The organism is Pseudoalteromonas sp. Hal040 (assembly GCF_037162425.1).
Classification (GTDB): domain Bacteria; phylum Pseudomonadota; class Gammaproteobacteria; order Enterobacterales; family Alteromonadaceae; genus Pseudoalteromonas; species Pseudoalteromonas gelatinilytica.
Map to the genome: position 1 here is coordinate 2,681,624 of NZ_JARLUU010000001.1, position 14,548 is coordinate 2,696,171.

General features: G+C 41.5%; 11 protein-coding genes and 2 pseudogenes. 5 read left to right on the forward strand and 8 right to left on the reverse strand.

The window, feature by feature from the left end; all coding sequences use genetic code 11:
* Positions 1 to 26 precede the first annotated feature (26 nt).
* Positions 27 to 545 carry an RNA pyrophosphohydrolase gene (gene rppH / locus P4S60_RS12455; RefSeq protein WP_063706472.1) on the reverse strand — a complete coding sequence of 173 codons (519 nt, stop codon included), beginning with the start codon at positions 543 to 545 and terminating at the stop codon, positions 27 to 29.
* Positions 546 to 1,085: 540 nt separating this feature from the next.
* On the opposite strand from rppH, the gene mutH reads away from it, so the two are divergent.
* On the forward strand, positions 1,086 to 1,757 hold the full coding sequence (gene mutH, locus P4S60_RS12460) for a DNA mismatch repair endonuclease MutH (protein ID WP_337116142.1): 672 nt from the start codon (positions 1,086 to 1,088) through the stop codon (positions 1,755 to 1,757).
* Between the two features lie 47 nt (positions 1,758 to 1,804).
* On the opposite strand, the gene eno is transcribed toward mutH, so the two are convergent.
* From eno to rlmD, 5 genes and pseudogenes are all read right to left on the reverse strand, one after another.
* Positions 1,805 to 3,103, reverse strand: a complete 1,299-nt coding sequence (gene eno / locus P4S60_RS12465) for a phosphopyruvate hydratase (RefSeq protein WP_062566760.1) — start codon at positions 3,101 to 3,103, stop codon at positions 1,805 to 1,807.
* A gap of 113 nt (positions 3,104 to 3,216) precedes the next feature.
* Positions 3,217 to 4,851 carry a CTP synthase gene (locus P4S60_RS12470; RefSeq protein ID WP_063706470.1) on the reverse strand — a complete coding sequence of 545 codons (1,635 nt, stop codon included), beginning with the start codon at positions 4,849 to 4,851 and terminating at the stop codon, positions 3,217 to 3,219.
* Between the two features lie 157 nt (positions 4,852 to 5,008).
* On the reverse strand, positions 5,009 to 5,809 hold the full coding sequence (gene mazG / locus P4S60_RS12475) for a nucleoside triphosphate pyrophosphohydrolase (RefSeq protein WP_337116143.1): 801 nt from the start codon (positions 5,807 to 5,809) through the stop codon (positions 5,009 to 5,011).
* Positions 5,809 to 7,968, reverse strand: coding sequence for a GTP diphosphokinase (gene relA / locus P4S60_RS12480; protein ID WP_337116144.1), 2,160 nt, complete (start codon positions 7,966 to 7,968; stop codon positions 5,809 to 5,811). Before relA ends, mazG begins: the two co-directional genes overlap by 1 nt.
* A gap of 7 nt (positions 7,969 to 7,975) precedes the next feature.
* A pseudogene (gene rlmD / locus P4S60_RS12485) lies at positions 7,976 to 9,300 on the reverse strand (23S rRNA (uracil(1939)-C(5))-methyltransferase RlmD).
* Positions 9,301 to 9,380: 80 nt separating this feature from the next.
* On the opposite strand from rlmD, the pseudogene P4S60_RS21545 reads away from it, so the two are divergent.
* The 4 genes and pseudogenes from P4S60_RS21545 to P4S60_RS12500 form a co-directional block, all read left to right on the forward strand.
* A pseudogene (locus P4S60_RS21545) lies at positions 9,381 to 9,668 on the forward strand (two-component sensor histidine kinase BarA); the annotation flags it as partial.
* Positions 9,665 to 12,148: a two-component sensor histidine kinase BarA gene (gene barA, locus P4S60_RS12490; RefSeq protein ID WP_442961772.1), complete on the forward strand. Its 2,484-nt coding sequence runs from the start codon at positions 9,665 to 9,667 to the stop codon at positions 12,146 to 12,148. The pseudogene P4S60_RS21545 and the gene barA, both read left to right, overlap by 4 nt.
* Before the next feature lie 35 nt (positions 12,149 to 12,183).
* Positions 12,184 to 12,660 carry an energy transducer TonB gene (locus P4S60_RS12495; RefSeq protein ID WP_337116145.1) on the forward strand — a complete coding sequence of 159 codons (477 nt, stop codon included), beginning with the start codon at positions 12,184 to 12,186 and terminating at the stop codon, positions 12,658 to 12,660.
* Between the two features lie 12 nt (positions 12,661 to 12,672).
* Complete coding sequence (locus P4S60_RS12500; protein ID WP_337116146.1) at positions 12,673 to 12,999, forward strand: hypothetical protein; 327 nt, start codon at positions 12,673 to 12,675, stop codon at positions 12,997 to 12,999.
* 71 nt (positions 13,000 to 13,070) lie between these two features.
* Here P4S60_RS12500 and pdxJ read toward each other — a convergent pair whose 3' ends face one another.
* Complete coding sequence (gene pdxJ, locus P4S60_RS12505) at positions 13,071 to 13,802, reverse strand: pyridoxine 5'-phosphate synthase (protein ID WP_054554340.1); 732 nt, start codon at positions 13,800 to 13,802, stop codon at positions 13,071 to 13,073.
* A gap of 43 nt (positions 13,803 to 13,845) precedes the next feature.
* Positions 13,846 to 14,532 (reverse strand): DNA repair protein RecO, encoded by a 687-nt coding sequence (gene recO, locus P4S60_RS12510; RefSeq protein ID WP_337116147.1) that lies wholly within the window; start codon positions 14,530 to 14,532, stop codon positions 13,846 to 13,848.
* Between the last annotated feature and the right edge of the window lie 16 nt (positions 14,533 to 14,548).

Below are 14,548 nucleotides of genomic sequence, written 5' to 3' on the forward strand. Positions count from 1 at the left end.
CTCCTTTGATTTAGATAAGGCAGGCCTTATCGTTTTTGTCGCCAATGATCTTTTTGTTGCTCTCGTTTATTAAACGGCATTGCAAACGGAGCAAACTCTTTCATTACTCGACGATATACATCGCGCTTAAACGAAACAACTTGCCTAACCGGATACCAATAACTCACCCATCGCCAATCATCAAACTCGGGGTGATGAGTTTTAAGTAAATTTACATCTTCATCTTTACAACGAAGTTTCAGTAAAAACCATTTTTGCTTTTGCCCAATACACACAGGACTTGAGTCTCTGCGAATTAAACGTTTGGGTAATTTATAGCGTAACCAATGTTTAGAACTTGCGACGATCTCAACGTCTTCAGGAAGCAAGCCCACTTCTTCGTGTAATTCTCTGTACATGGTTTGCTCTGCTGTTTCACCGTCATCAACACCACCTTGGGGAAATTGCCAAGAGTGCTGACCATAGCGACGAGCCCAAAATACTTGTCCCTGATTATTGCAAATTACAATTCCGACATTGGCACGAAAACCTTCGGCATCAATCACCTTAGTGCCTCATTTGTAAGTCGATTTTTATTGATTGTTCCACATAACCTGCGATACAGCAAACACTTTACACTTAAGCCTAAATTAGATTGAAAATAAAATTTTCAACAAATGCTTTTAATCAAGGTGTTACGAAGTCATTTTTATAAAAATGCGGCGTTTGAATAAAATAACTATTTACAACCGTATTTTTATCAGCTTACCCACAGCTTGTGCATAACTTTTATAAATCATGCCTAAATTGCAAACAAATCCACAATCAACCGTTGAAATATCCACTTTCTCCACAGAAACTGTGGATAAACATGTTCATATATCTGTATTTATACAAACAACTGATTAATTAATGAAATGGAAACACCATAAAAAAACATTAAATTAATTTAATATCAATCAGTTAGGACTTAACAATTAAAAGTAACACTGGTTATTTTTAGCTCACACTTAACATGCGCAAAAAACACCCAAACACAAAGATATCCACTAAGGCGCGCATTTGCTATCATGAACCGGATAATTAGACAATCAAATAAACGCCTTATGCGACCAATAAAACCAGCCTCAGTAAACGAATTAATGCAACGTGTTGATGCTATAGCCGGCCTCACCTTAGGGCAATTAGCTGAGCAATATCAATTTAAAACCCCTGACGATTTACTACGTGAAAAGGGCTGGACTGGGCAACTTATTGAATATGTTCTTGGCGCAACAGCAGGTTCAAAGCCAACACCTGATTTTGAAGAATTAGGCATTGAGTTAAAAACGCTACCTATTTCATTTAAAGGCAAACCACTCGAAACAACCTTTGTTTCAGTAACGCCGCTTTTAAATGTAACCGGAATGACTTGGCAGCAAAGTACGGTTCGTAAAAAATTAAATCATGTTTTATGGTTACCGATTTTAGGCGAACGCGAAATACTGCCTTTTCACCGTACCATAGGCAGCGGTTTTTTATGGCAGCCAAGTGCAGAGCAAGATGCCCTTTTACAGCGTGATTGGGAAGAACAAATGGAGCTAATCGCCCTTGGTCGCGTAGATGAAATTTCGGGTCATTTAGGCGATGTAATGCAAATAAGGCCAAAAGCAGCCAATAGCAAAGCGCTGACTGATGCAATTGGCCCGAATGGTCAGATAGTACAAACCTTACCTCGTGGCTTTTATCTAAAAACCAGCTTCACCGGCGAGATCCTAAAAAAACAATTTCAGCTATAAAAAAACCTCCCGAAGGAGGTTTTTAGAGTCTTGATAGCTAAGCCAGATTACTGACCTTTAACCTCTTTAAGACCGTTGTAAGGTGCTTTTTCACCTAATACTTCTTCAATGCGAAGTAATTGGTTGTACTTAGCAATACGGTCAGAACGGCTTAATGAACCCGTTTTGATTTGACCAGCTGCAGTACCTACTGCTAAATCAGCAATTGTCGCATCTTCAGTTTCACCTGAACGGTGTGAGATAACAGCTGTGAAGCCAGCGTCTTTAGCCATTTTGATAGCAGCAAGCGTTTCAGTTAATGAACCGATTTGGTTGAACTTGATTAGGATTGAGTTAGCAATACCGTTATCAATACCACGTTTTAAGATCTTCGTGTTAGTTACGAACAAATCGTCACCTACTAATTGTACTTTGTCGCCAATTAGTTGTGTTTGGTGTGCGAAACCATCCCAATCAGACTCATCTAAGCCGTCTTCAATTGAAACAATTGGATATTGCTCAGTAAGGCCTTTAAGGAAATGGTTGAATTCTTCAGAAGTGAATTTTTTACCTTCGCCTTTAAGGTCGTAGATATTCGCTTCTTTGTCGTAGAACTCAGATGCAGCACAGTCTAGAGCTAGAGTGATATCTTTACCAAGCTCATAACCTGCATTTGCAACAGCTACCTTGATTGCAGCAAGTGCCGCTTCGTTTGATTCAAGGTTAGGAGCAAAACCACCTTCATCACCTACTGATGTAGAGTGACCTTCAGCTTTAAGTACTTTTGCTAAGCTGTGGAATACTTCAGCGCCCATACGTAACGCTTCACGGAAGTTTGTAGCACCCACTGGTTGGATCATGAACTCTTGAATATCAACAGAGTTATCAGCGTGCTCACCACCATTGATGATGTTCATCATAGGTAATGGCATTGAGTAAACACCTGGCGTGCCGTTTAGGTCTGCGATGTGCTCATAAAGCTCTACGCCTTTTGAGTTTGCAGCCGCTTTAGCCGTTGCTAAAGACACAGCTAAGATAGCGTTAGCACCTAGTTTTTCTTTGTTTTCAGTACCATCTAAGTCAAGCATTACTTGGTCAACCGCTTTTTGATCAACTGCGTTTTGACCTTTAAGCGCTTCAGCGATTTCGTTGTTGATATAGCCTACTGCTTTTAAAACACCTTTACCTAGGTAACGTGCTTTATCACCATCACGTAATTCAAGCGCTTCGCGAGTACCTGTTGATGCACCAGATGGTGCTGCAGCACGGCCCCATGAACCATCAGCTAAATGTACATCAGCTTCAACAGTTGGGTTACCACGCGAGTCCATGATTTCGCGACCAATCACTTTTACGATTTCTGACATCTTGATTCCTCTTTTCCCGAAAATGGTGAGTTTGTGCCAATTTTATTAATTATCCTTAATGCCATTGGCTTATTAAAACAAATAAGCCGTGCATAAAGCACGGCCTATTTAAATTACGATGACGCTTTTTGGTGAGTGTGTGCAGCTGCAACAAACCCTTCAAACAGCGGGTGACCATCACGTGGTGTTGACGTGAATTCCGGGTGGAATTGCGCGGCAATAAACCAAGGGTGATCTTTATTCTCAATAATTTCGACTAGTTTCTTATCTTCAGATAAACCAGTGAAACTTAAACCTGCTTTTTCAAGCTGCTCTACGTAGTGATTATTCACTTCGTAACGGTGACGGTGACGCTCAACAATCTCATCGCTACCGTACACTTCGCTTACTTTAGAACCCGGTGTTAAATGACACTTTTGTGCACCTAAACGCATAGTACCACCTAGGTCAGATTGCTCATCACGCACTTCAACGTTACCGTCAGCATCTTGCCATTCTGTGATCAAACCAACAACTGGGTGTGCTGATTTAGCGTTAAACTCAGTTGAGTTTGCACCTTCAAGGCCTGCAACGTTACGCGCATATTCAATAAGCGCTACTTGCATACCTAAACAAATGCCTAAGTAAGGAACTTTATTTTCACGTGCATATTTAGCCGCTAAGATCTTACCTTCAACACCACGGCCGCCGAAGCCACCTGGTACTAAGATAGCATCAAGGTGAGACAGTAACTCTGTACCTTTGCTTTCTAAGTCTTGTGAATCAACGTATTCGATGTTCACGGTTAAACGGTTTTTCAGACCTGCATGCTTTAATGCTTCGTTTACTGATTTATATGCATCTGGTAGTTCGATGTACTTACCAACCATACCAATTGTCACTTCACCTGTCGGGTTAGACTCTTGATATAACACTTGCTCCCACTCAGATAAATCTGCTTCAGGACACTCAAGGTAGAAACGACGACATACGAAGTTATCTAATTCTTGTGACTTAAGTAACGCAGGGATCTTATAGATGCTTTCTACGTCTGGTAATGAAATAACGGCTTTCTCTTCAACGTTAGTGAAAAGTGCGATTTTCGCGCGCTCGTTATTTGGTAATTTACGATCAGAACGACAGATTAAGATATCTGGTTGGATACCAATTGAACGTAATTCTTTTACAGAATGTTGAGTTGGCTTAGTTTTAACTTCACCTGCAGGGCCTAAGAATGGCACAAGCGTTAGGTGAATAAACAATGCGCGCTCACGGCCAATTTCAGTGCCAAGCTGACGAATTGCTTCTAAGAATGGTTGTGACTCGATGTCACCAACTGTACCGCCAATTTCAACGATTGCTACATCGCGACCTTCAGCACCGTCGTATACACGTTGCTTAATGTCATTTGTGATGTGTGGAATAACCTGAATTGTTGCACCAAGGTACTCACCACGACGCTCACGTCGTAATACATCTTCATAAACACGACCTTGTGTGAAGTTGTTGCGGCTAGTCATCTTGGTACGGATGAAACGCTCATAGTGACCTAAGTCAAGGTCAGTCTCTGCACCGTCTTCAGTTACAAATACTTCACCGTGCTGAATTGGGCTCATAGTGCCTGGGTCAACGTTAATGTAAGGATCCAGCTTTAAAATAGTCACGTTAAGACCACGTGCTTCTAAAATAGCGGCTAATGACGCTGCTGCAATACCCTTACCCAACGAAGAAACAACCCCGCCAGTTACGAAGATAAATTTTGTACTCATGCGAACCCTAGAATATCAGGAATTAAAAGGAATAATATAGAATCAAGACGGGGCGATATTATAGCAAAGGGGCTGCTATCAATCCAGATAAAATTAGCAAATAAGTGCACAAAAAACGAGCTTGGTTACACTGTACCCAAGCTATATCATAACTGACTTAGTTTGCCTGCTTTTTAATGGCTTCCCATGCGTTGTCCATTTCTTCGAGGCTAGCCGTTTCTAAACTTTGGCCACGTTCATCTAGGTAAGCAGCCACTTTTTCAAAGCGTGACGCGAACTTAGCATTGGCACTTCGTAATAATTGCTCTGGATCGCGCTTAATATGACGGGCTACATTTACCGTTGCAAACAGTAAATCGCCAAGCTCTTCTGCACTGTGCTCTGAGTATGGATCATGAGCCAGCGCTTCTTTTACTTCGTCGACTTCTTCAGCAACTTTATCAAGTGCACCATGATAACTTGGCCAATCAAAACCAAGGCTTGCTACGCGCTGTTGAATCTTCTTCGCTTTTGAAAGACCCGGCATTGCATCCGGAATGTCTTGCCACAGGCTCATTTGTAGCGAGGGTGATTTTTCTGCTCGCTCTTGTGCTTTTATAGCTTGCCACTGCGCTGAAAGCTCTGCATCCGACAGTTCACTTTGCTCTGCAAAGACGTGGGGATGACGACGGACTAGTTTTTCATTAAGCGTATTGGCCACATCGGCAAAATCAAATAAGCCCTGCTCTTTAGCAAGTTGAGTATAAAAAATAACTTGAAACAGTAAATCACCAAGCTCACTTTTAAGCTCTGTAAGTTCACCTTTTTCAATGCAGTCTGCTACTTCGTAAGCCTCTTCAAGGGTGTGCGGCACAATGGATTTAAAATCTTGCTTTAAATCCCACGGGCACCCAGAGTCTGGGTCCCGCAGTTTGGCCATAATTGCAAGCGATTGCTCAATAGCGTGTTGATCAGCCATTACGAATGACCACGCTTTGCTTCATGAACACCTTCTATTTGGTGTAGCTTCGACAATAAGCGGTTGGTACTTGATAAGTCATGTACTTCAACCTGCATTGAAAACAGTGCAAGCTGTTTATCTTCAACGGTGTTGACGTTCATGTTCAGCACATTCACTTTTTCATTCGCAAGTACTGAGCTGATATCTCGAATAAGCCCTGAACGATCCGTTGCTTCTACTTTTATCGTTAATGAGTAAGAGCCATTGATATCATCTGACCAACTTACCGATATCACCCGCTCAGGATGATTATTCTTAAGCTTTTCAAACGAATCGCAATCTTCACGGTGAACGGCAATACCACGCCCTTGGGTGATATAGCCAATGATTTCATCGCCAGGCACCGGTCGGCAGCACTTCGCAACATGGCTCATTAAGCTACCTACCCCATCAACAACAATGCCGTTCTTATCGCCAGAGACACTTTTTGGCTTTTTAAACTTAATTTGCGGCTCGTCATCGTCACGATCACTAATAAAGTTTAATAACTGGTTTAAGCGAACATCTCCAGCACCAACCGCAACCATAAGGTCGTCAAGGCCTTTAAGGTTAAAACGCTCAATAGCTGGCGCTAGATCTTTAGTCGTTAAATCTAGTTTTTGCAGCTCAGTTTCAAGAATCTCTTTACCGGCACTTAAGTTTTTATCGCGATCAAGCTGCTTAAACCAATGATGGATTTTAGAACGAGCTCTCGATGACTTAATATAACCAAGCGATGGGTTTAACCAATCTCGGCTTGGATTAGGCTGCTTTTGAGTTAAAATTTCAACCTGATCGCCGGTATTTAATTGATAAGTGAAAGGGACAATTTTGCCAAACACTTTTGCGCCAATACAGCGATGCCCTACATTTGAGTGAATGTAATAAGCAAAATCAAGCGGTGTCGCGCCCAGCGGCAAATCGTAAATATCGCCTTTTGGCGTGAACACATATACACGGTCTTCAACTACTTGGTTTTTAAGCTCTTCTGCTAAGTCACTGCCATCTACAACTTCTTCTTGCCATTGCAGTAACTTACGTAACCAACTAATTTTTTGCTCATAGCCTGAACCACGTCCTGGCAATGCACCTTCTTTATACATCCAGTGCGCAGCAACACCTAGCTCAGCATCTTGATGCATGTCGCTCGTACGAATTTGAATTTCAACGGTTTTACCTTCAGGGCCAAATACCACGGTATGGATTGACTGATACCCGTTTTGCTTTGGTGTTGCTATGTAATCATCAAATTCTTTATTTAAATGACGCCAATTGGTATGCACGATACCTAACGCCGCATAACAATCTTGTAGGCGCTCTACCACAATGCGCATAGCGCGAATATCGAAAAGCTGATCGAACTCGTAGTTCTTCTGCGCCATTTTTTTGTAAATGCTGTAGATATGCTTTGGTCGCCCATATACCTCACCTTCAATACCTGCTTCAGCCAAGCGTGCTTTGACTAAAGCAACCATGTTTTCCATGTAAGCTTCACGAGCAAGGCGCTTATCATCTAGCTGTTTGGCGATGTTTTTATAAGTCTCTGGGTGCAGATAACGGAACGAAAGATCTTCAAGCTCCCATTTAAGCTGACCAATGCCTAATCGGTTAGCAAGGGGTGCAAAAATATCGCGAGTTTCTTTAGCGGCAATAACGCGCTCTTCTTCACTGGCGTCTTTCACATCACGTAAGTGGCAGACCTGTTCTGCCAGTTTGATCACCACGGCGCGCACATCTTCAACCATGGCTAGTAACATACGGCGGATATTATCGATTTGCACTGTACCTTTGCCTTGATGGGCTAAGGTACTAATGGTGGCCATTTGGCTTACGCCTGTTAGTAATAACGCAACATGATTGCCCAGCTTGTCGGTGACTGTCTCAATCGAGATTTTTTCAGCTAAAAAATAAGGCGTTAAAAATGCTGTCGCAAGTGAGTCTGCATCTAAATTAAGCTCAGCTAAAATCTCCACCATTTCAATAGCTGTGTTTTCACGTTTTGCATCATCGCAATGCAGACACAATTGGTGAGCCTGCTCTAATAAGGTATGTTTGTCTTCTGTTAGCGCTAACAGCTCGATACGGCTGGCAAAATCACTCGGCTTTGTTAGCTGATGTGACTGTCTTGTGGCTACCATGTGCGCTTTACCTCCTGTGAAATAACGCCATCGTTTCAATATGCCCGGTATGTGGGAACATATTCATAAGCCCAATTTTTTCAATGCTAAAGCCTGCTTGTAGAATAATTGCACTGTCACGGGCTAAAGTAACAGGATCACAAGAGACGTATAAAATCGTTTTAAACTGAGTAAGTGGTAACTGCTCTAAAATGGCCATTGCGCCAGTACGTGATGGATCAAGCACTAACACATCAAGTTTGGCACTAAACCAAGCAGCTGATTGCATTGATTGTGTTAGATCAAAGCAATAAAAATCGGTATTCGACAATGAGTTAGTTTGCGCATTTTGTTTTGCTAATGCAACCGCAGAATCGCCCCCTTCAACACCAATAACATAATTAGCATACTTTGCAATCAATAATGAAAAGTTACCAATACCACAGAATAAATCCAGTACCTGCTCATGACCTTGTAAATCTAACCATTGTTTTGCTTGATGCAACATGGCTTGATTCACTTGCGGGTTAACCTGAATAAAGTTTTCAAGGCCAAATTCAAAGCGTAAATCATAATCTTGTATTTGGTAGTACGGCATTGGGTGGTCACTGTGATCAATTTCACCGCTTTGTGATTGCCAAACAACACGCCAGCTATATTCATTACAGGCCGCGACGACAATGGCTTTTAACTCTTGATTAATAGCTTTCGTGTGCCTAATGACCACAAAGGCTGCATTATCAGCTTCGCATAATTGTAAGTGGCTAATACTACTCAGGCCTGAATGGCTGTTGATAAGAACATCAAAGACCGAAAAAACATCTCTAAAAGTGCCAGTAAGTACATCACAGTTCTCAATGCTAACCAGTTGCTTAGAGCCTTGAGCTCGATACCCTACGCGCATTTTTTTGGCGGCTTTGTCGTGCATTACAGCAATACGCGCAGAGCGACGATAATGATGCTCATCACTGAGCAAAGGTGCTTGCCAATTTAAGTCATCGGCTTTAGCAAATTTACTAAATAGCTGACTCACCGCTGCTTGCTTCTCAACGAGTTGCTGCTTTGCATCAAGGTGCTGTAACTGACAGCCACCACACACCTGATAGTGCTGGCAAAAAGGTGTAACCCTATGCGCTGAGGCTGATAGCACTTTTTTACAATCTGCACTGGCAAAACGTGCTTTATCTTCAATCAACAAGGCTTTTACTTCTTCACCCGGCAAAGCACCATTAACAAAACAGACTTTATTTCCTTGCTTAGCAACGCCTCGTCCTTGGTGGTCCATAGCTGTGACATTGAGGGTTAGCATTTTTTGCGAAACGGATTTTTTTTGGCTTTGAAAATCTGTGCCATCGGGCAACACCTTAATTATTGATAAAGCGGGAGTAAGTATATACTCTTAAACAACGATAATAATGATAACAACATTCTTTATGACTAAATTTGGCTTACGTGACTCAGTCTTAACTCTTACACTTATACCGACTGTGATCATAGGCTTGTTGCTGGGCGGTTATTTTACAATAAATCGTTACATTGAGCTCGATGAAATTTTATATCAGCAGGGCGTAACCATTATTGAGCCCCTCGCCATTGCCGTTGAGCAGCCTTTAATAAAGCGTGATAAAGCCCTATTAACTCGCTTAGTGAGTCATACACATAACAAACACTCCCTGCTATTCAATCCATTGCTATTTTCGATGAAAACAATGAATTGGTGATTTTTAGTAAATACCAAAGTGAATTCAAAGAAATTGTCAAAAGCAATGCAAACAGCATGGATGGCATTCAAGTACAAAATTCAGAGCATTACCTTACATTCTCTACTGCGATAATTAATCATAGCCGCCAAGACATGATTTGGAATCATCACAGCTATCAAGCTTCGCTAGGTACTGTGGTGATCATGCTCAACAAACAACAAGCCATCATTGGCCAGCAACGAGCCTTACTGGTCAGTGGCGTGGTAATTTTACTCGCGCTAATACTTGCGACCGTACTAGCATTTAGATTGACTCGTATGTTTATTCAGCCCCTTAATAAGTTGGTACTCGCTACCGACAAACTCATTGAAGGTAAAGTAGACACAGGGCTTGATCAAAAAATGTTTGGCGAGTTTGAGCTCTTACGCACAGGTTTAAATACCATTTCAGAAACTATGGTTGTGCAACGTGATGAGATGCAAAAACATATTGACCAAGCAACCTCAGATTATCGCGAAACACTCGAACAATACGAAACCCAAAATATCCAGTTAAGTATCGCTAAAAAAGACGCGCAAGACGCGAACCGAGTTAAATCTGATTTCTTAGCTAAAATGAGTCACGAATTACGAACGCCTTTAAATGGTGTGATTGGCTTTACGCGCCAGCTTTATAAAACCCCGCTGAATAAGCATCAAAAAGATTATCTCGATACCATCGAGCTTTCGGCTAACAGCTTAATGACGATTATCAGTGATATTCTCGACTTTTCGAAATTAGAAGCCGGTGCCATGGAACTTGAATCAATGCAGTTTCAGCTACGTGACAATATCAATGAAGTAATGACTTTGTTGGCGCCAAGTGCTCACGAAAAACAACTTGAATTGTCGATATTTATCCATCCACAAGTACCAGACAATCTAACCGGCGACCCGACCCGCTTTAAACAAATTTTGATAAACCTTATAAGTAATGCCATTAAATTTACTGAAAAAGGCTCAATCAAGGTTGATGTTGGCTACCGCTTATTAGATGAAGAGCGCGCTTCTATTTTGGTGTCTGTCACCGACACCGGTGTGGGCATCCCAATGGATAAACAAGATGCGCTATTTACGCCATTTGGCCAAGCAGACTCCAGTATCACCCGTAAATTTGGTGGCACAGGTCTTGGTTTAATCATCACCAAACACATTGTTGAAGCGATGAATGGCCGCATTACTCTAAACTCAGCACCTGGTAATGGTACCTGCTTTACGTTCAATGCCGTATTCAGAACGCCAAGTAACTCAATTACTAGTGACTTACCGACTCAGTCACTGATCAATAAACGTATTTTGTATCTTGAGCCTCATGAGCATACCCATCAAGCAACGTTATCGCTACTGCATGAATGGCAAACTCGCGTTACCGCTTGTACAGATGAAGAAAGCTTCTTAAATGAGATCAACAAAGACTTCAGCTACGATATTTGTATTATTGGCCACACCGCCACTATTGACGATATGCAGCAACTTAAGAGTTATGTAAAAGCAGTGCGCCCTGTCACTGATTATTTATACATAATGCTTAATACGGTTTCGCATAATATGCGTGAAGCCTTTGTCGGTAGCGGAGCAGATGCTTGCTTAAGTAAACCGCTTAACCACCGTAAATTGTGCGAGGTACTTGCTGCGCCTTACCGCCTTGACCACCCTGTGCATAACATTGAGCAAGGTGATGAAAAATTATTACCACTAAAAGTACTGGTTGTTGACGATAACGATGCCAACCTAAAACTGATTTGCACCTTGCTTGAAGAACAAATTGAGCTAATGGATACCGCACACAACGGCTCACAAGCTTACAGCTTAAGTAAAAGCCATAAATATGACTTGATCTTCATGGATATCCAAATGCCAATTATGGATGGTATTACCGCATGTAAACTTATCCGCGAGTCATCTCTCAATGAAGATACCCCCATCATTGCGGTTACTGCTCACGCCCTCGCAGGTGAAAAAGAGCAACTACTTAAAGATGGCTTTAAAGGCTATTTAACTAAGCCTATTGATGAAGACATGCTAAAACAAATAATTAGCGATCATAGCCCGCAAGCGCCGATTAATCGTGAACGTAGCAAAACTGCCGCAGTTGACTCTGAACCTCCATTTGAAAGTGCCCGCCTCGATTGGCAATTGGCACTACAACGCGCAGGCGGAAAAGAAGAACTAGCACTTGAAATGCTCAATATGTTATTACTCAGCGTGCCTGAAACCTTACGCCTACTCAATGAAGCTATAGAAAAAGAAGACTGTGAACATGTACTTAGCATAGTCCACAAGTTCCATGGCGCATGTTGTTACACCGGCGTACCCAAACTTAAATCCCTCGCAGAAACCCTCGAAACAGCATTAAAAAGCGATTGCGATTTAAATTACATTGAACCTGAATTATTTGAGCTAATTGATGAGCTGAATAATTTGTTAAGTGATGCGGGAATGGTTGAGCAACAACGATAAAAAACTCTCAATAAATTATATAAAGGAATATATTAATGAAAAAATATTTAATGCTAGCTGGCAGTTTGTTTGTCTTTGGTTGCACTTCTATCGAAGAAAAACCTGTAAAATTAGAGTATGCAGATTTAGCTGTTAGCTATAATGAAATGGAGTCAGCAAAATGGCAACAGCTTGAACGCTTTCCTGCCAGATACCCAAAAAAAGCAGTCACCCAAGCAAAAGAAGGTTGCGCAACTATTGAGTATGTCATTACGCCACAAAATGAGATTAGAGATATTCAGGTAGTTGCCTCAACTAACCCTGTATTTGCCAATGCAGCAAAAGATGTAATCACTAATTGGCACTGGAATGAGCTGGCGAAAAATATTACTGATAAAGCGGTGAAAACCCAAACTCGCTTTGATTTTTGTTTTGACACACCTGAGCAATCTTGCAAAGAGCTAAAACCTAACTATTCATGCCCAAGTAACGATATTATTTATTCCACGGGTACACACGTGGTGAAGTATTAAAGGGAGCTTGCTTTGTATTTTATCTTACTTATTGTCTTTAGCGCTATTTCACTCTCTTGGTTTTTTCTCCGCTTTAAAAAGCTAAGTATTGAAGCTAATAATTACGTAAAAACCAATTACACAGAGCAATGGCAAGAATACGAGAATAAAGCCCGTTTAATGGGAGTAAAACCTAACTCAATTGTGTTTCATTCAGTTAAGAAAGGTGAATTGTCGGCCATAGATGATGGTGTTTTGAAAAATTTTAAGAAAAAACATCATTACATAGTGACCCTACTCTGCCTATCGCCACTGTTATCATCCTACCTCTCAGAATTTATTGTTTACCTGAATAAATAAAAAACGCGGTGGATATAATATCCACCGCGCTCAGTATTCAAAGCTTGCTGATTCTTATTAAAGGCGTCAGCTTAAAGTCTTGCTTCAATCATTAAACGTTTCATATCGCTGACTGCTTTTTCTAAACCATCAATCGCTGCACGGGCAATAATTGCATGACCAATGTTCAATTCATAAATTTCTGGCATGGCTGCAATGGGTTTTACATTGTGATAATGAAGACCGTGGCCGGCATTAACGATTAAACCTAAGCTATCAGCATATTGTACGCCGCTACGAATACGCTCAAGCTCGGTGTGAAGCTCTTCATCATTTTCAGCATCAGCATAAGCACCGGTGTGAATTTCAACGTATGGAGCATTACACGCTTTTGCAGCATCAAGTTGCGCGTTGTCAGCATCAATGAATAACGAAACCTTAATTCCTGCTGCTGTTAGCTTTTCTGTAGCTGCTTTTACTTTTTCAAAATTACCCACAACATCAAGGCCACCCTCAGTGGTAAGCTCTTCACGCTTTTCAGGCACTAAACAAACATAAGCAGGTTTCACTTCAAGGGCGATGTCGATCATTTCATCGGTCACTGCAATCTCAAGATTCATACGTGTTTGAATCGTTTTTGCCATCACATATACGTCGCGGTCTTGAATGTGACGACGGTCTTCACGCAAATGAATGGTGATACCATCTGCACCAGCATGCTCTGCAACAGCTGCAGCATGCGCAGGATCTGGGTAACTCGTGCCACGCGCTTGGCGTAAAGTGGCAATGTGATCAACGTTTACACCAAGAAGAATATCTTTCATTTTTTTACCTGTTTAAAACAACGATTCAAGGCTGTTCATCAGCCTACTTAATAAATAACTCACGGCTTTTTAATGGCTTTTTGCCAAGTAAAGGCTTGAGTAGGTATCGACTTAATTGCTTTGCCATATATAACACATCAGGGGCGCTAAAGTCATGAGCCGCTATGGCATTTAATTGCTTTCCTGAAAAACCACTATGAGGGTCGTCATGCAGTAAAAAACCGTATTCAGCAAAGTACTGGTAATTTGCTGCATCGTTTATTTCATCCCCTTCGGCATCAACGCTAAAATCAACGCCATAACCCAGCATCTCTAAAAGTTGAAACTCGTAAGAACGCAGCACTGCTTGTAGGTTTTTAGTGCATGATAACTCGTCAAGATGCTGTTTATACAAATGATAAACGCTTTCCATCGGCTCATTGATAGGTACGATACGATTGGTTAATTCGTTCATATAGAAGCCGCAATAGAGCTCGGTGCCTTTTAACATTGTTTGCCCGCCATGGGGCTCAAAACGATTGATGTATTTTAAATCAGACTTACCGCTGTATTGTACAAGCAGAGATTGGAAAGGTTGTAATTGTGCTTTATGTTTAGTGGCCTGGCGGCCACTAATTCGAGCCAGCATTCTTAGCTGACCTACGCCTTCTACCAGCATATCAAGCATGACTTGCGAGTCACTAAATGGACGTCGGTGCAGCAAGTATGCTGTGTAGAATTCGCTATCCATGGCGTGTAGGACTTTA